The organism is Micromonospora sp. CA-263727, from assembly GCF_050942455.1.
GTDB lineage: Bacteria > Actinomycetota > Actinomycetes > Mycobacteriales > Micromonosporaceae > Micromonospora.
Window position 1 is genome coordinate 3,387,379 of record NZ_CP192031.1, and the last position, 17,300, is coordinate 3,404,678.

The window sequence follows — 17,300 nt, forward strand, 5'->3', positions numbered from 1 at the left end:
GGAAAATCCGCTCCCCGTCCAGACTGGAGTCCGCCGCGCGACCTGCAACCCATCTGGCGAGACATGCCCAGCCCGCTCCGCAAGCGTCCACCCGAGGGCTTCGGGGGCAGCTGGACCGCGGGTCATGTGTGGTGGATCGGGGCGTCCAGATCGGTCAGTGGACGACCCGAGCCGCCCCAGGACTGCGCGATGATCTCGGCGGCGATCGCGACCGCCGTCTCCTCCGGCGTACGCGCGCCGAGGTCCAGCCCGATCGGGGAGGAGAGCCGGGCCAGGGCCGCCTCGTCCACGCCCGCCTCGCGTAGCCGGCGCAGCCGGTCGGCGTGGGTGCGGCGGCTGCCCATCGCGCCGATGTAGTGCGCGGGGGTGCGCAGGGCGACCTCCAGCAGCGGCACGTCGAACTTCGGATCGTGGGTCAGCACGCAGAGCACCGTGCGCTCGTCGATGGTCGTCGACTCGAGGTACCGGTGGGGCCACTGGACGACGAGGTCGTCCGCGTCCGGAAAACGCTTGCGGGTGGCGAAGACCGCGCGGGCGTCGCAGACCGTGACGTGGTAGCCGAGGAAGCGGCCGATCCGGGCCACCGCGGCGGCGTAGTCGATCGCCCCGAAGACGATCATGCGGGGCGGTGGCACGTACGACTGGACGAAGACGGAGACGTCGTCGCGTCGCTGCTCGCCGTGCGTACCGAGGTGGATCGCGCCGGTGGCGCCGAGGGCGAGCATCCCGGCCGCCTGCTGCGCGACCGCGCGGTCCAGGTCGGGATCGCCGAGGCTACCGGCGACCCGATCGGGCCAGACCACCAACTGGGCGTCTCCGGCCGAGGCCGTGGCGACCGGCCGGCCGTCGGTGATCGCGGCGAGCACCTCGTCGGTCCCGGTCAGCGTGACCTCCGGCTGGACCATGACCTCGATCGTGCCGCCGCAGGTCAGGCCCACACCGAACGCGTCGTCGTCGCTGACGCCGTAGATCTCGGTCCGGGCCTTTCCGGTCTCGATCGCCTCCCGGCAGAGTTCGTAGACCGCGCCCTCGACGCAGCCGCCCGAGACGCTGCCCAGGACCTCGCCGTCGGCGGAGACGGCCATGGTCGCGCCGGGCTGCCGTGGGGCGGACCGCCAGGTCCGTATGACGGTCGCCACGGCGAATGCGACGCCGGCGGCGCGCCAGGCCGCCAGCCCGTCGGCGATCTCCCTCATGGTCGCACGATCCTCGGGCCGCGGTGGAACCGTCAACGTCGACCTAAGCAATTGCTTAACTCGGCGTTGACTTCGGTAACCGTCGGGGCGAGGGTCTGCCGGGACTGCGGAGGTGCGAGATGCAGGTTCCGGCACCGTTCGAGTACGAGCGAGCCACCACTGTGGATGAGGCGATCGGCCTGTTGGAGCGGCTGGGCAGCACGGCGCGACTGGTCGCGGGCGGGCACAGCCTGCTGCCGATGATGAAGTTGCGGCTGGCCAACTTCGACTACCTCATCGACATCAACGATCTGCACGGGGAGTTGGGCTACATCCGGCCGGGCCGGGACGAGCTGCGCATCGGCGCGCTGACCCGGCACCGCGAACTACTCGAATCCGCCGAGCTGGCCGCGTCGTTCCCGATCTTCGCGGACGCGGAGCGGGTGATCGCCGACCCGGTGGTGCGCAACCGGGGCACGTTGGGCGGTTCGCTCTGCCAGGCGGATCCGTCCGAGGATCTGTCCGCGGTCTGCACCACCCTCGACGCGAGCTGCGTGGTCCGCGGGCCGGGCGGCGCCGAGCGGGTCGTCTCGATGGAGGAGTTCCACGTCGGGCCCTACGAGACGGCGGTCGGCGACGCGGAGATGCTCGTCGAGATCCGGCTGCCGGTGCGGCCGGGCGGCGGCAGCGCGTACGAGAAGGTCGAGCGCCGGGCCGGCGACTGGGCCGTGGTGTCGGCGGGCGCGGCGATCTGGCTCGACGGCGGCGTGATCTCCGACGCCCGGGTGGGGCTGGCCGCGGTCGGCCCGAACACCACGGGCATCCCGGAGGTCTCGGCGGCGCTGCGCGGCCAGGAACCCACCGAGGAGATCTTCGATCGGGCCGGGGCGATCGCGGCGCGTAGCTGCGACCCGGCCACCGACCAGCGCGGCAGTGCCGACTACAAGCGGCATCTGGCCGCCGAGCTGACCAAGCGGGCCCTGCGCCGGGCCGCCGAGCGGGCGAGGAGCTGAGCATGCAGGTCACCATGACCGTCAACGACGTCGAGGTCACCCGCGAGATCGAGGGCCGGCTGCTGCTGGTGCACTTCCTGCGGGACGTGCTCGGCCTGACCGGCACGCACTGGGGCTGCGACACCAGCAACTGCGGCACCTGCGTGGTCTGGCTGGACGGCGAGCCGGTGAAGTCGTGCACGGTACTGGCCGCGATGGCCGGCGGCCACCAGGTGCGTACCGTCGAGGGCCTGGCCTCCGGGGCCGAGCTCGACCCGATCCAGCAGGGCTTCATGCAGTGCCACGGCCTCCAGTGCGGCTTCTGCACGCCCGGGATGATGATGACCGCCCGCGCTCTGCTGGACCGGAATCCGGACCCGACCGAGGCGGAGATCCGCGAGGCGATCTCCGGGCAGATCTGCCGCTGCACCGGCTATGCCACCATCGTGCGCTCGGTCCGCTGGGCCGCCGTGCAGGAGGCCGCCGCCGCGGCCCGGGTCCCCGAGCAGGGCCAGCCGAGCGCCGCCGGCGAGGTCTCCGCGCCGGCCGAGCCAACCGGTGCCGGCCAGGCGGTTGGGAGCGTCTCATGACCACCGTGCACGAGCGCGTGGACACCTTCCACGACAACGACCAGAAGCCCGTCGGATACGGCCGGATGCTGCGCAAGGAGGATCCGCGCTTCGTCCGGGGCCGCGGCCGGTACGTCGACGACGTCCAACTGCCCGGCATGTTGCACCTCGCGATCCTGCGGGCGCCGGTGGCGCACGCCCGGATCGTCCACATCGACACCAGCGCCGCCGAGGCGTCGCCGGGGGTCAAGGCGGTGGTGACCGGGGCGATGCTGGCGGAGCAGAACCTGGCCTGGATGCCGACCCTCTCCAACGACGTGCAGGCCGTGCTCGCCACCGACAAGGTCCGCTTCCAGGGCCAGGAAGTGGCGTTCGTGGTCGCGGAGGACCGGTACGCCGCCCGCGACGCGCTGGAACTCATCGACGTCGAGTACGACGTCCTCGACCCGGTCGTCGACGTGCGCCGCGCCTTGGCGCCGGATGCCCCGCTGATCCGCGACGACCTGGAGGGCAAGACGAACAACCACTGCTTCGACTGGGAGACCGGCGACGAGGCGGCCACCGCGGCCGTGTTCGCCCGCGCCGACGTGGTGGTCACCGAGGACATCGTTTACCCCCGGGTGCACCCCGCGCCGATGGAGACCTGCGGCGCGGTCGCCGACTTCGACGCGGTCGACGGCAAACTGCGACTCTGGTCCACCACCCAGGCGCCGCACGCGCACCGCACCCTCTACGCCATCGTGGCCGGGATCCCCGAACACAAGATCCAGGTGATCTCGCCGGACATCGGCGGCGGCTTCGGCAACAAGGTGCCGATCTACCCCGGGTACGTCTGCGCCATCGTCGCCTCGATCGTCACCGGCAAGCCGGTGAAGTGGATGGAGGACCGGTCGGAGAACCTGATCAGCACCGGTTTCGCCCGCGACTACATCATGCGTGGTGAGATCGCGGCGACCCGGGACGGCCGGATCCTGGCCATCCGCACCAACGTGCTCGCCGACCACGGGGCATTCAACGGCACCGCCGCGCCGGTGAAGTATCCGGCCGGCTTCTTCGGTGTCTTCACCGGCAGCTACGACATCGAGGCCGCCTACTGCAAGATGACCGCGGTCTACACCAACAAGGCCCCCGGCGGTGTCGCGTACGCCTGCTCTTTCCGCATCACCGAGGCCGTCTACCTGGTCGAGCGGATCGTCGACTGCCTCGCCGACGAGCTGGGCATGGACCCGGCCGAGCTGCGACTGAAGAACTTCATCCGACCCGAGCAGTTCCCGTACACCACCAAGACCGGCTGGGTGTACGACTCCGGCGACTACGAGCCCACCATGCGGCTGGCGATGGAGCTGGCCGGCTACCCCGAGTTGCGCCGGGAACAGGCGGAGAAGCGGGCCCGGGGCGAGCTGATGGGCATCGGCATCGCGTTCTTCACCGAGGCCGTCGGCGCCGGACCCCGCAAGAACATGGACATCCTCGGGCTGGGCATGGCCGACGGCTGCGAGTTGCGGGTGCACCCGACCGGCAAGGCCGTGGTGCGGCTGAGCGTGCAGTCCCAGGGGCAGGGGCACGAGACCACGTTCGCGCAGATCGTCGCCGAGGAGATCGGCATCCCGCCGGCCGACATCGACGTGGTGCACGGCGACACCGACAACACCCCGTTCGGCCTCGGCACCTACGGCAGCCGCTCCACGCCGGTCTCGGGCGCCGCCGCCGCGCTGGTCGCCCGCAAGGTCCGCGACAAGGCCCGGATCATCGCCTCCGGCATGCTGGAGGTCTCAATGGCCGACCTGGACTGGGAGAAGGGCGCGTTCCACGTCAAGGGCGACCCGGGCAGGTCCGTCACGATCCAGGACATCGCCCTGCGCGCGCACGGCGCCGGCGACCTCCCCGACGGCGTCGAGGGTGGGCTGGAGGCGCAGATCTGCTACAACCCGTCGAACCTGACCTACCCGCACGGCGCGTACATCTGCGTGGTGGACATCGATCCCGGCACCGCTCAGGTGACGGTGCGGCGCTTCATCGCGGTCGACGACTGCGGCACCCGGATCAACCCGATGATCATCGAGGGGCAGGTGCACGGCGGGCTGACCGACGGGGTCGGCATGGCGTTGATGGAGATGATCGCGTTCGACGAGGACGGCAACTGCCTCGGCGCGTCGTTGATGGACTACCTCATCCCGACCGCGCTGGAGGTGCCGGACTGGGAGACCGGCCACACCGTCACGCCCTCGCCGCACCACCCGATCGGTGCGAAGGGCGTGGGGGAGTCGGCCACCGTCGGCTCGCCGCCGGCCATCGTCAACGCGGTCGTGGACGCCCTGAAACCCTTCGGCGTACGGCATGCCGACATGCCGTTGACGCCGTCGCGGGTCTGGGACGCGATGCGCGGCAGCGCCCAACCGCCGATCTGAGGGGACATGATGTCGACGACGATCACCGACCGCGCCCGCGAGTTGACCGCCTCCCGCGAGCCGTTCGTGTACGCCACCGTGGTGCGCGCCCAGGAGCCGACCTCGGCGCTGCCCGGTGACGCGGCGGTGATCCGGTCGGACGGGTCGATCGAGGGCTTCGTCGGCGGGGCGTGCGCCGAGAGTTCGGTACGCGCCGCCGCCCTCGACACCCTGCGGGACGGCAACACGCTGCTGCTGCGGGTGCTGCCCGACGGCACGGCCACGTTTCCCGACACCCCGGGCGCGCGGGTGGTGGTGAACCCGTGCCACTCGGGCGGCGCGATCGAGATCTTCCTGCGGCCGATGCTGCCCGCGCCGGTGCTGGGGCTGGCGGGCAGCACGCCGATCAGCGCCGCGGTGGCGACCCTGGCGGCTGTCCTCGATTTCGAGGTCTCGACGTCCGGCGACTACGCGGGGGCGACCGCGGTCGTGGTGGCCGGGCTCGGCAAGGGGGAGCAGGACGCGATCCGGGCCGCGCTCGACGCCGGGGTGGGCTTCGTCGCGCTGGTCGCCAGCCACAAGCGCGCCGCGGCCCTGCTCGACGAGATGCAGCTGACCGACGCCGAGCGGGCCCGCATCCACTCGCCGGCCGGGCTGGACATCGGGGCGCGTACCCCGGCGGAGATCGCCCTGTCGGTGCTGGCCGAGGTGGTCCGCGCGATCAGGGTGGACGGCCTGGCCCCGACCGCGGGCCGGCCGGCGACCCGGGCTCGGCAGGCCGTCGACCCGGTGTGCGGCATGACGGTGATGGTCGGACCGGAGACGCCACATGCCCGCGTCGACGGGCAGGACCACTGGTTCTGCTGCCCGGGCTGCCTCGCGAGCTTCACGGCGGCATAGCCGTGAAGGTGACCGGCCTGGTGCTCGCCGCGGGCGCGTCCGTGCGCCTCGGCGAGGCCAAACAGCTGCTGCCGTACCGTGGGCGGACCCTGCTCGACGCGACCCTGGACCTGGCCCGCTCGTGTGGATTCGACCAGCTGCTGGTGACGCTGGGCGGCGCGGCGGACCGGGTCCGCGAGCGGGTGGACCTCACCGGGGTCCAGGTCGTCGAGAACGCCGACTTCAGCAGCGGCTGCGGCTCCTCGATCAGCACCGCGGTGCGGCTGGTCGACCCGCGCGCCGACGCGCTCGTGCTGCTCCTCGGCGACCAGCCCGGCGTACGCGCCGCCGACGTCCGGCGGGTCGCCGCGGCGCGAACCGCGCTGGCCGTGTGCCGGTACGCCGACGGGCTGGGACATCCGTTCCGGTTCGGCCGCGAGGTCCTTCCCGAACTGCGCGACCTGCATGGCGACAAGGCCGTGTGGAAGCTGCTGCACTCCGGCCGCCACCCGGTGACCGAGGTGTCCGCCGCCGGCCCGGTGCCGATCGACGTGGACACCCGGGCGGACTACGCGCGGCTGCTGGCGGGCGAGGCGCGATGAAGGATCCGCTGGCCGTCGCGCGCCGCCTCGACGCCGTCGACTACCTGGCCGACGACGGCATGGCGATGGCCCTCTTCCTGGCCCTGAGGCTCGGCAGGCCGCTGCTGCTGGAGGGCGAGCCCGGCGTCGGCAAGACCGCCGCCGCGAAGGCACTGGCCCGGGCGCTGGACACCACCCTGATCCGGTTGCAGTGCTACGAGGGCCTGACCGCCAGCGAGGCGCTCTACGAGTGGAACTACCAGCGGCAGCTGCTCGCGATCCGGCTCGCCGAGGCGCAGCAGGCGCAACTGACCGACGCCGACCTGTTCAGCGCCGAGTTCCTCCAGGAACGGCCGATCCTGCGGGCCGTACGCCACCGGGGGCCGGTGCCGCCGGTGCTGCTGATCGACGAGATCGACCGCGCCGACGACGAGTTCGAGGCGCTGCTCTTCGAGTTCCTCGGCGAGGCCGGCATCACCATCCCCGAACTCGGCACCTACACCGCGAGCACACCGCCGATCGTGGTGCTCACCTCCAACCGCAGCCGGGAACTGCACGACGCGCTACGCCGCCGCTGCCTGTACCACTGGATCGAGTTCCCGGAGCCGGCCCGCGCCGTGGAGATCGTCCGCCGGGCCGTGCCGGGCGCGGCCGAGCCACTCATCCGCACGGCGACCGAGTTCATCGGCGGCGTGCGTGGCCTGGAGCTGGAGAAGGCGCCCGGCATGGCCGAGGTCATCGACTGGGTCGCCGCGCTCTCCGTACTGGGCGCCACCGACCTCGCCGCCGCCGACGTCCTGCGGACCATCGGCACCATCGCCAAGACCCCCGACGACCGCGTCGCCGTCGCCGCCGCGCTCGGCACCCATCAGGAGAGTCAACCTTGAAGATCACTAACGAGTTCTCGGTCAGCATCCCGATCGAGCGGGCCTGGACGGTCCTCACCGACCTCGAAGGCATCGCGCCCTGCCTGCCGGGCGCCCAACTCACCGGCGTCGACGGCGACGTCTACAAGGGCAAGGTGAAGGTCAAGGTCGGACCCGTCATCTCCGACTTCGCCGGCACCGCCCAGTTCGCCGAGAAGGACGACACGCAGTACCGGGCGGTGATCGACGCCAAGGGCCGGGACGCCCGCTCGGCGGCCAACGCCGCCGCGGCGATCACCGCGCAGCTGCGCCCGGACGGCGACCGGACCCTGGTGAGCGTGGACACCGACCTGCGGATCTCGGGCAAGCTGGCCCAGTTCGGCAGCGGCATGATCAAGGAGGTGTCGGGCAAGCTGCTCGGCCAGTTCGTCGCCAACCTCGAAACGAAGCTGGCGGCCGAGCAGCCCGCCACCCCGGCCTCCGCCACCCCGGCCTCCGCGACCGTGCCGGCGGACCCGGCGGCTGCGGCTCCCGCGCCGGCGGGCCCGGCGTCGGCGGACTCTCCGGCCGGCTCCGCCACCGGGCCGGAGTCCACCCCCGCCGCGACGGCGACCACCGGTCCCGCCGCGAGCACGCCCGTCGCCACCGCCCAACCCGCGCCCGCCGCACCGGCCACCCCCAACCGTGACGACGACGCCTTGGACCTGCTCAGCATCGCCGGCGGATCGATCACCAAGCGGATCGTGCCGGTGCTGGTCGGCCTCGTCGTGGTCGGCGCGGTGATCGCCTGGCTGGTCGCCCGGCGGTGACCTCCGCCCCGCTGGGCGGGATCGACCGGGCCGCGTTCGCGGTGGCGTTCGCCGACCGGCTGCGGCACGCCGGCGTCCCGACCGGGCTCACCCAGGTCGACGACTTCGTCCGGGCGCTCGCCGTCAACCCGCCCGTCCAGCTGTCCACCCTCTACTGGGCCGCCCGGATCAGCCTGGTCCGGCGGCACGTCGACCTCGCCACCTTCGACCGGGTCTTCACCGCGGTCTTCGCCGACGCGCCGCCGCTGCCCCTGACCCGCTCCGCCGCCCCGCCCGGCCGCCGCGACGACGTGCACGTCCCGGTGCCCGCGCAGACCGCCGACGCGGGAGCCGGCGGCGGGCTGCCGTGGGCGACGCTGCCACCGGCCGTCGCCGAGGCGGCGGAGTCCGACACCGCGCTGCGGCTGCCCGAGCGGCGTCCCGCCGCGGTCGCCGGGCTCGCCGACCGGCCGTTCGAGGCGCTCGACGAGGCGCAGACCGCGCTGCTCGGCGAGGCCCTGCGCGCGGCCGTCGCCGGCTGGCCCAGCCGGCGCACCCGGCGGCACGCCGTGAGCCCGGCCGGACGGCGGGTCGCGCTGCGACCGACCGTCGCCCGGGCCCGCCGCACCGCATGGGAACCCGTCGAGGTGGTACGCGAGCGGCCGGTGCGGCGACCGCGCCGGGTCGTGCTGCTCTGCGACGTCAGCGAGTCGATGCGGACGCAGGCGACGGCCTACCTGCACCTGATGCGGGCGTTCGTGACGGTCACCGACGCGGAGGTGTTCGCGTTCGCCACCACGCTGACCCGGCTCACGGTCGCGCTGCGACACACCTCGCCGGCCGCCGCGATTGCCCAGGCCAGCGCGGCCGTGACCGACCGGTTCGGCGGTACCCGGATCGCCACGAACCTGCGTGCCCTCCTCGCGTCCCATCACGGCGACGCGCTACGCGGAGCGGTGGTGGTGATCGGCTCGGACGGCTGGGACAGCGACCCGCCCGGTGAACTCGCCGCCGCGATGGCGCGGCTGCGCCGCCGCGCGTACCGGATCTTCTGGTTGAATCCGCGGGCCGGCGTGCCCGGCTTCGCTCCCCGGGTGGCGGGCATGGCCGCCGCGTTGCCCTACTGCGACCGGCTGTTGCCGGCCGGGACGTTCCAGGACCTGCTGGACGCCGCCGGTCAGCTCCACAGTGTCACGTGGACCGCCGGCCTGAAGTGACCCACGCTGACGCCCGCGCCGCGCATCATCGCCTGGATCGCCCGCGAGGTCGACGCGAACCGGGACAGCTCGGCCGCGGCCGACGGCGCGCCCGGCCCGGTGAGCACCTGCGAATGCCACACCGCCTCGCACGTCGTGTGTGGCCCGGCCAGCAGCAGGAGATCGCCGTTGCGGACCTCCGGCGCGACGGTGAACGACAACGCCGGCGCGATGCCCTTGCCCCGTTTCGCCTCGCCCAGCGCGGCCGCATGACTCTGGAAGATCTGCTGCCGGTCGTCCGGCACGGCGAGCCGGCGCAGCATCGCCTGGACCGCGCCCAGGTCGGTGGCGGCCGACGGCCCGAGCAACCAGGTCTGCTCGCGCAGTTGGGCCGCTGACGCCCGTACGCCGGCCAGTGCATGCTCCGGCCCGACGACGATCACCAGCCGGTAGTTCATCACCGGCCGGGAGGCGATCGCGCGGTCCATGACTGGCGGCTGCGGGCCGATGGCGATGTCCGCGGCACGGGTCAGCAGCAGCGTCTCGAAGGACATCGGGTTACGTACGCTCAGCTCGACGTCGAGGTCGGCGGCGCGCTTGGTGAACAGCTCGATCAGCCCCGGCGCGGCGAGCTCGGCGAAGAGGCTGGAGGCGGCGACCCGCAGCAGCCGGCGACCACGCGCCGCGGCGTTCACCTCCACCACCGTACGGTCCTGCAAGCCCAGCAGTTCGGCCGCCCGGCTGGCCAGCCGCAGCCCGCCCGGGGTGAACGCGAGCCCCACCGAGGTCCGGGAGAAGAGCCGGTCGCCGAACTCCTTGCGCAACTGCGCGATGTGCAGCGAGACGGCCGACTCGGAGACATCGAGCTGCGCGGCGGCCTGCTTGACGGAGCCCGTCCGGACCACCGCGACGTATGCGCGCAGCTGTGCCGGGGTCATCGGCGTCGAACCTCTTCCCACCCCCGATCGCACGATCCGGAGTTTCCCTCGCGAGAAAGCTCGATCATGCCCGCTGTGCCGGGCCGCCGCCAACCCACCTGGCCTCAGGAAAAGTGCGTTTTTGGCCGATCCAGTCGCACACCGTCGACGATCAGGTCGACCTTCTCATTGTAGAAGGCGATCAGCCCGGCGATCGGCAGCAGCGCTCCGGTGGGGAAGGCGTACGACCAGGCGAGGTCCGCGTGCGCCGCGCCGTTGCCGCGGACCGACCAGTAGTCGCTGGTCCGGCCCTTGTACGGGCAGGAGGTCCTGGTCGTCGACGGGACGAGGTGACGGAAGTCCACGTCGGTCCGGTTCAGGTAGTAGCGGGTCGGCAGACCGGTCTCGAAGAGCAGCACCGGCGCGGCCGAGTCGGCCAGCACCACTCCGTCGAGTTCCACCCGTACCCGGCGGGTCGAGCGCAGCGCGTCGACCCGGGCGTACGGGTTACGCGCGTGCACGAAGACCTGCTCGTCCTCCTCGAACCAGGCGTCCATCGCGGCCCAGTCGAACCGGATCTGTCGGCCAGCCCGGCGACCGCGTCGTCCCCGTACCAGCGGGCGCAGGCGCTCCGGGAGGTCTCGCCCACCCGCAGCCCGTGCAACCGGGCGGTGCCGCGCCGGGACGGCTCCGACTGCCGCTCGTCGACCAGGAAGTCGCGGTGCACGTCGTCGGCCGGGACGTAGTACTGGGGGTAGAGCGGCCACTCCCAGACGTACCGCGCCCGGGTGGTGTCCAGCACCCGCTCCCCGGCGAGGAAGGCGCGGATCCGGCGCGGCACCGGCTCGATGTGGTCAACCTGGGTGATCGCCTTCGGGTAGTCCGCCACCGGTCCTCCTGCGCTGATTTCAGGGTGGGTACCGGTTCAACGATCGAGGCGACCCTTTCACGCGCCGGCCCGCCGCGCCGGCCGCTTCGCCCGCTGAACCGCTCCGGTCAGCGGTGCCAGGCGGACCAGAGTTCGGCGTACCTGCCGCCGGCGGCGATGAGTTCGTCCGGGCGGCCCAGCTCGACGATCCGGCCGTGCGCCATCACGGCGATCCGGTCGCACGTCTGGGCCTGGGTGAGCCGGTGGGCGACGACGATCGCGGTACGGCCGCGGATGAGGGCGGCGCTGGCCAGTTCGAGTTGTCGCGCGCCGGCGCTGCCGGCCTCGGCACTCGCCTCGTCGAGGACGACGATCGGTGGGTCGAGCAGGGCGATCCGGGCCAACGCCAGCTGTTGTGCCTGCCCGGGGGTGATCGGATGCTCGCCCTCACCGACCGTGGTGTTCAGCCCGTCGGGCAGCGCGGTGACCCACTCGTCGGCGCCGACCAGGGCCAACGCGGCGTGCAGGTCGTCGTCGGAGGCCCGGGGGGCGGCCAGCCGGAGGTCGTCGGCGAGGGTGCCGGCGAAGACGTGGACCTCCTGGGTGACGACGCCGACCGTGCGGCGCAGCTCCGCCGGATCCAGATCGCCGATCGGCCGGCCACCCAGCAGCACCTCGCCCTCGGCGGCGGGGAACACCCCGCCGAGGATGGCCGCGAGGGTCGTCTTGCCGGCCCCGCTCTCGCCCACGACGGCGAGCGACTCGCCCTCGGCGATCTCGATCGAGACGTCGTGCACGACGATCGGCCCGCCGGGGTAGCGATGCCAGATCGACTTGGCGGCGATGCCACCGGCCGGCCGTGCGGAGCCTCGGCCGGCCCCCCGCGTCGGCGGCACGTCGAGCCCGGCGATGCCGACGAGCCGGGCCAGCGCCGCGCCGGCCGACTGGATGTCGTTGAACGAGATCAGCAGCATGCTGAGCGGGCCGAAGAGCCGGTGGAAGAGCAGGGCTGCGGCCGTGACGTCACCGACGCTGCTCTCGCCGGCGCGGACCAGCAGGAAGCCGGTGAGGAGCACGGCGGTGAGGCCGACCGCCTCCGCGTAGTTCATCATGTTCGCGAACCACAGGAACCCCCGGACGGCCCGTAGCCGCGCGACGACCGCATTCCGCGACGCCCCGTCCACCCGCAGGTTCTGCCGCTCCTGCATGCCGTACGCGTGGACCGTCCGGGCGCCGGTGAAGGTGGTCAGCAGGCTCTGGGTCCGGACCGCCGCGGCCTCCCGCTCGGCGGCGTAGAGCCGCTTGGCCCGGGGCACGAACCGGCGCAGGCTCAGCGCGTGCATCGGGAAGACGACCAGGAACGCGGCGGCGATCCGCCAGTCGAGCGTCGCGAAGCCGGCGAACGTGATGACGACGGTGACCAGCGCGGTGAAGATTCCCGCGGCCAGCCGGATCGAGCCGGTGACCTGCTCCACGTCCTCGGTGACCCGGGAGGCGACGTCGCCGGCTCCGGCGCTCTCCAGTCGGACCGCGTCCATCCGCAGCGCGTGGTCGAGCACCTCTTCCCTGAGGTCGGCGCAGGCGCGCATGCCCCATTCGGTGACCAGCCACCGGGAGACGCCGGTCAGCACCGCGGCGGCGAGACCGGCGGCGAGGATCCAGGCCGAGGTCTGAAGCAGGGATCCGATGGCGCCGCCGGCAACGACCAGGTCGACCAGCCGGCCGAGCAGGATCGGCACGACGACCGCGGCGGCGCTCGCCGCGACGGATGCCACGACCGACATCCAGGCGAGCGCCGGATAGCGTCGCAGGGCCCGCCAGAAGGCGGCGAGGGTGGCCCGACCGCTGGCGACGGGAAGGATCGTGGAGGCCGCGCCGCTCACCGGAGCACCACCTCGGCGTACGCGGACCGACCGAGCAGCTCACGGTGGCGTCCGACGGCCGCCACCCGGCCGGCGTGGAGGAAGACGACGCGGTCGCACCGGTCGAGCAGGGGCGCGCTGGTGGTGACCAGGACCGTCGCGTGCGCGTTCCCGGCCCGGCACGCGCGTATCCCGTCGGCGATGGCGTGCTCGGTGACCGCGTCGACCGCCGTCGTCGGGTCGCGGAAGACGGTGACCGGCCGGTCGGCGAGCAGCGCCCGCGCGAGGGCGAGTCGCTGCCGTTGCCCGCCGGAGAGGTTCGACCCGTGGTCGAGCAGTTCGCGGTCCAGCCCCGCGTCGCCGTCGGTGAGCAGGTCACCGACGGAGGCCGCGGTCATGCTCCGGTGCAGCGCCGCGTCGTCCCGGTCGTCGCCGCTTTGCAGCACCTCGCGCAGCGTGCCCCCGAACAGGTCGACCGCGTGCGGCTCGACGAGCACGACCCGGCGCAACGAGGCGACGTCGAGGTCCTGGAGCGGCGTGCCGGCGAGCGTCACCTCGCCCTGCGCGGGCCGCCGGACGCCGGCGAGGAGGTCGGTGACGTGGTCCGCGGTCGTGGTCTCCGCGGTGACGATCCCGAGGATCTCACCGGGCTCCACGGCGAGAGTGACGCCGTCCAGGCCCGGTGCGTGCACCTCGTCGAGGACCAGCGTGCCCGACTGTGCCGCCTGTACGCCGCCGGAGGCGCGCTCGGGTGCGGCGAGCACCTCGGCGACGCGGGCCGCGCTGGCCCGTGCGGTGGCGAGCCGGAAGACACAGTCGGCGAGGTTGAGCACCGGATCGGTGATGAACGCCGCCAGCCCGACGATCGTGATGAGCTGCCCGATCGTGATCCGCCCCTCCAGGGCGAACCAGCCCGCCAACGCGGCCACGATCGTGATCAGCAGGCCGGTGGTGAACGTCGACGCGCCGACGAACGCGGCGCCGGCCTTGACCGCGCCGATGTTGGCGCGCAGTGACGAGTGGCTGGCGGTACGGTAGCGCCGCGCGGCCTCGCCGACGCCGCCGAAACCGCGAAGTGGCCGGAGCCCGCGCAGGAGATCCGACGCTGTCGCGGCGGCCCGGCCGATGGCCTGCTGCTGTGCCGAGGTGCGGCGCCCCACGACCGGCCCGAGCGCGTTGAGGCCGAGCACGAGCACCGGGATGCCGACCACCAGCCCGAGGCCGAGTGACCAGTCGATGCGCAGCAGGACGACGGTCGAGACGGCGAGCCCCACCAGCGCGGAGACGACCCGGCTGCCCAGCTCAAGCGAATCGGCGGCGGCCTGGGTGTCGGAGGTCGCGATCGACAGCAGCTCACCGCTCTGGCGGCCGGTGCGGATGCCCTGCCCGGCGAGGAGCCGGCGGACCACCCGCATGCGCAGTTCGTGGGACTCTTCCGTCACCGCCTTGGAGAGGAACCAGAATCCCGACCGCCAGCCCATGGTGAGAGCGGTGAAGAGCGCGAAGATCCCCAGGACCGACCAGGCCATCGCCGCGGTCGAACCGGTGCCGACGGCCTGGTCGATGACGAGGCCGATGGCCACCGGGACGAGTGCCTCGCATATCTGGTGCAGTGACCAGAAGGTGGCGCACAGCGCGGCGTCACGTCGCTGACGCCAGAACATCTCGCCGATCAGCCGATCGGCCGGGGAGGCGGCGCGCACGGTTATGCCACCCACCGCGACCGGCATCGGCCGGTACGCTTGCGGAGCCGCGCCGTCGTCTCTGCCATCCCCGCCCCACTCTCGACAAGTTAGGTTAGGCTAACCTACTGTCCTGGCCCGGCGCTATCCGTAGGCGCACCCGGTCGACGCCGTCCCGGGGCGCCGCCCGAACAATCCCGCCCGCCCGGTCAGCTCACCAGGTACCCCACCACGACCGCCGCGACCAGCGCCAGCACGGCCAGCACCGCCGCCGTGATCTTGGCGACACTGTACGGGCGTTCGCCGATGACCTCACCGGTCCGGGCATTGACCAGGATCTGGTACGACCGGCCGGCGTGCAGGTAGGCGGCGATCCACACCGGCAGCAGGAGCAGCTTGTACGTCACCTCCGAGTAGGTGGTGTCCACGGAGCTGACCTGCTGCTCGTCACCGCCGATGTCCGACCGGCAGTCCCGCTCGATGACCGGCGCCATCCGGGCCTTCGCCCCGGTCAGCCCCGTCTCGGGCTCGGTGTCGTACCGCAGCGCGTGATAGCCGGCCAGGTAGTCCCCGTGGTACGCGACCGCCTCGGCCAGCGGCCACGGGGTCAGCTGGTCCAGCTGTCGCTCCGGCAGATGCGTCGTGGCGGGCACCAGCACGTCGTCGAAGTCGCGGCGGACGGTGCCGTGCGCCGGGCGCCACCGGGTGTGCCGCACCTGCCGGGTGCGCGTCTCCGGCTTGCCGTCCACCGTCACCGTGTACGTCTCGGTGACGTAGTAGTGCTCACCGCGCTGGCCCCGGTAGTCCGAGACGGTCCGCGCGTCGAACGTCCAGTGCGGCAGGTAGGTGCCCTTGAGCGTCTCCGCCTCGCTGACCTTCTTCAGGCTGTTCGGCGCGAACCAGCGGCTGCGACACCACCGGCCCAGGGCGCTGCGCACCCCCGACCGGTCCACCGCGAACGGCAGCACCGCCTCCGGGGCGATCAGCCCGCCCGCCGCCGGCTCCGCCACCAGCGGCGTGGCACAGAACTGGCAGCGCTGGGCGAGCGCGTTGCTCTCGGTGTGGGCGCCGCAGCCCGGGCAGACGAACGCGTGCGCGCCGATGCTGGCCGCCGGCTTGCGCGCCAGCCCGGCCAGCTCGGCGTACGCGTGCTCGCGGACCTGGCGGCCGGCCCCCTCGATCTGCTGCCGGTACCCGCAGTACGGGCAGCTCAGCTCCGTCGTGCCCGGCGCGTGCTCCACCCGGGCGCCGCAGCCCCCGCACTGGTACGACGACGGAGGGAGGGCGGCCGGCCCTCCGCTGCGCTGCGGGTCGGTGCCGTGTGCCGTGCTCACTGCGGCGGCAGCGGCGGCGGGACGCTGGCCAGCACCGAGGCGATCTCCGGCAGTTGCCCGGCCGGTTGCCACTGCGCCATGCCGGCCCGCCAGACGAGCGTCTCCGGGCCCAGCGTGCCCGCACCCGCCCGCTCGGCCAGCCCACCGAGGTCGAACGGACCCTGCCGCTGCCCGTCGACGCCGATGAACCACTGCGCCTGGTTCGGCAGGGGCGGCGGCTCGGCGGCGGCCGGCGGTACGGGGACCGGTGCCGACGGCGTCGCCGCCTCGCCCGACATGGTCCGGGCCATCTGCTGGCCCATGGCCATGCCCATGCCCAACCCGACACCGGCGCCCGCCTCGCCGCCCGGGTTCTTCGCCGCCTCCTCCAGCGCGGTGGCCGCCTGGAACCGGGTGAACCTCTCCAGGTCGCCGACCGCGCCCATGCTGGTCCGCTTGTCCAGCGCCCGCTCGACCTCCGGCGGCACCGAGATGTTCTCGATGACGAACTTGGGGACCGCGATGCCGACGTCCGCGAGTTCCTCGGTCAGCACGCCGGCCAGCCGCCGGCCGATCGCGTCCTGGTGCGCGGCCAGGTCCAGCAACGGCACGCCGGCGGTGGCCAGCGCGTTGCCGAGCCGTCCCACGATGAGCTGACGCAGGTATTCCTGCACCTCCTCGGTGCGGAACTGCGGATCGGTGCCGACCAGCTCCCGCAGCAGCCGCTGCGCGTCCACCACCCGCGCCGAGTAGGCGCCGAACGCCCGCAGCCGGACCACGCCGAACTCGGCGTCGCGCAGGATCACCGGGTTCTGGGTGCCCCACTTCATCTCGGTGAACTGCCGGGTGTTGACGAAGTACACCTCGGCCTTGAACGGCGAGTTGAAGCCGTGCTTCCAGCCCTTGAGGGTGGACAGGATGGGCAGGTTCCGGGTCTCCAGCGAATACGTGCCGGGCGGGAAGGCGTCGGCGATCTGCCCCTCGTTGACGAACACCGCCGTCTGGGACTCGCGGACGACCAGCTGCGCGCCCATCTTGATCTCGTTCTGGTACCGGGGGAAGCGCCAGACGATGGTGTCCCGGCTGTCGTCCAGCCACTCCACGATGTCGACGAACTCGCCCCGGAGCTTGTCCATCAGCCCCATGGCCTCCCCCTTCTCCGCCCCGCTGCCGAGATCATCGGCGTAGCGGCGACGATAGCAAGCGCCCACCAGCCACGATCCCC

15 protein-coding genes and 1 pseudogene are annotated in these 17,300 nt (G+C 72.8%); 8 read left to right on the forward strand and 8 right to left on the reverse strand.

Annotation, left to right across the window (positions count from 1 at the left end):
• Positions 1–122 precede the first annotated feature (122 nt).
• The gene (locus tag ACQPYA_RS14915; RefSeq protein ID WP_433533192.1) at positions 123–1,196 is read right to left on the reverse strand and encodes an XdhC family protein; all 1,074 of its coding nucleotides are present in this window, start codon (positions 1,194–1,196) and stop codon (positions 123–125) included.
• Positions 1,197–1,315: 119 nt separating this feature from the next.
• On the opposite strand from ACQPYA_RS14915, the gene ACQPYA_RS14920 reads away from it, so the two are divergent.
• Genes ACQPYA_RS14920 through ACQPYA_RS14955 form a run of 8 tightly spaced genes read left to right on the forward strand, consistent with a single transcriptional unit; the run spans position 1,316 to position 9,454 of the window.
• Positions 1,316–2,188: an FAD binding domain-containing protein gene (locus ACQPYA_RS14920; protein WP_433533193.1), complete on the forward strand. Its 873-nt coding sequence runs from the start codon at positions 1,316–1,318 to the stop codon at positions 2,186–2,188.
• Between the two features lie 2 nt (positions 2,189–2,190).
• Positions 2,191–2,757 carry a (2Fe-2S)-binding protein gene (locus ACQPYA_RS14925; RefSeq protein WP_433533194.1) on the forward strand — a complete coding sequence of 189 codons (567 nt, stop codon included), beginning with the start codon at positions 2,191–2,193 and terminating at the stop codon, positions 2,755–2,757.
• Positions 2,754–5,144: an aerobic carbon-monoxide dehydrogenase large subunit gene (locus ACQPYA_RS14930; RefSeq protein ID WP_433533195.1), complete on the forward strand. Its 2,391-nt coding sequence runs from the start codon at positions 2,754–2,756 to the stop codon at positions 5,142–5,144. The genes ACQPYA_RS14925 and ACQPYA_RS14930 overlap by 4 nt, the downstream gene beginning before the upstream one ends.
• Before the next feature lie 6 nt (positions 5,145–5,150).
• Positions 5,151–6,023, forward strand: a complete 873-nt coding sequence (locus ACQPYA_RS14935; protein WP_433533196.1) for an XdhC family protein — start codon at positions 5,151–5,153, stop codon at positions 6,021–6,023.
• An 8-nt stretch (positions 6,024–6,031) separates the two neighbouring features.
• On the forward strand, positions 6,032–6,604 hold the full coding sequence (locus ACQPYA_RS14940; protein WP_433533197.1) for a nucleotidyltransferase family protein: 573 nt from the start codon (positions 6,032–6,034) through the stop codon (positions 6,602–6,604).
• Entirely contained in the window at positions 6,601–7,470 is an 870-nt protein-coding gene (locus tag ACQPYA_RS14945; protein WP_433533198.1) for an AAA family ATPase, read from the forward strand. Before ACQPYA_RS14940 ends, ACQPYA_RS14945 begins: the two co-directional genes overlap by 4 nt.
• Positions 7,467–8,258, forward strand: a complete 792-nt coding sequence (locus ACQPYA_RS14950; protein ID WP_433533199.1) for an SRPBCC family protein — start codon at positions 7,467–7,469, stop codon at positions 8,256–8,258. The genes ACQPYA_RS14945 and ACQPYA_RS14950 overlap by 4 nt, the downstream gene beginning before the upstream one ends.
• A complete protein-coding gene (locus ACQPYA_RS14955; protein ID WP_433533200.1) occupies positions 8,255–9,454 on the forward strand; it encodes a vWA domain-containing protein in 1,200 nt (399 codons plus the stop codon). The genes ACQPYA_RS14950 and ACQPYA_RS14955 overlap by 4 nt, the downstream gene beginning before the upstream one ends.
• Here the strand turns inward: ACQPYA_RS14955 and ACQPYA_RS14960 are convergent.
• The 7 genes and pseudogenes from ACQPYA_RS14960 to ACQPYA_RS14990 all read right to left on the reverse strand — a co-directional run bounded on the left by ACQPYA_RS14960 (position 9,415) and on the right by ACQPYA_RS14990 (position 17,286).
• Entirely contained in the window at positions 9,415–10,371 is a 957-nt protein-coding gene (locus ACQPYA_RS14960; RefSeq protein ID WP_433533201.1) for a LysR family transcriptional regulator, read from the reverse strand. The genes ACQPYA_RS14955 and ACQPYA_RS14960 overlap by 40 nt on opposite strands.
• Positions 10,372–10,475: 104 nt before the next feature.
• Complete coding sequence (locus ACQPYA_RS14965; protein WP_433533202.1) at positions 10,476–10,907, reverse strand: DUF427 domain-containing protein; 432 nt, start codon at positions 10,905–10,907, stop codon at positions 10,476–10,478.
• A gap of 107 nt (positions 10,908–11,014) precedes the next feature.
• Positions 11,015–11,239, reverse strand: a pseudogene (locus tag ACQPYA_RS14970) (DUF427 domain-containing protein); the annotation flags it as partial.
• A gap of 107 nt (positions 11,240–11,346) precedes the next feature.
• Entirely contained in the window at positions 11,347–13,101 is a 1,755-nt protein-coding gene (locus ACQPYA_RS14975; protein ID WP_433533203.1) for an ABC transporter ATP-binding protein, read from the reverse strand.
• Positions 13,098–14,810 (reverse strand): ABC transporter transmembrane domain-containing protein, encoded by a 1,713-nt coding sequence (locus tag ACQPYA_RS14980; protein WP_433533204.1) that lies wholly within the window; start codon positions 14,808–14,810, stop codon positions 13,098–13,100. The genes ACQPYA_RS14975 and ACQPYA_RS14980 overlap by 4 nt, the downstream gene beginning before the upstream one ends.
• Before the next feature lie 161 nt (positions 14,811–14,971).
• On the reverse strand, positions 14,972–16,096 hold the full coding sequence (locus ACQPYA_RS14985) for a hypothetical protein (RefSeq protein ID WP_433533205.1): 1,125 nt from the start codon (positions 16,094–16,096) through the stop codon (positions 14,972–14,974).
• Positions 16,093–17,286 carry an SPFH domain-containing protein gene (locus ACQPYA_RS14990; RefSeq protein WP_433533206.1) on the reverse strand — a complete coding sequence of 398 codons (1,194 nt, stop codon included), beginning with the start codon at positions 17,284–17,286 and terminating at the stop codon, positions 16,093–16,095. Before ACQPYA_RS14990 ends, ACQPYA_RS14985 begins: the two co-directional genes overlap by 4 nt.
• Positions 17,287–17,300 lie beyond the last annotated feature (14 nt).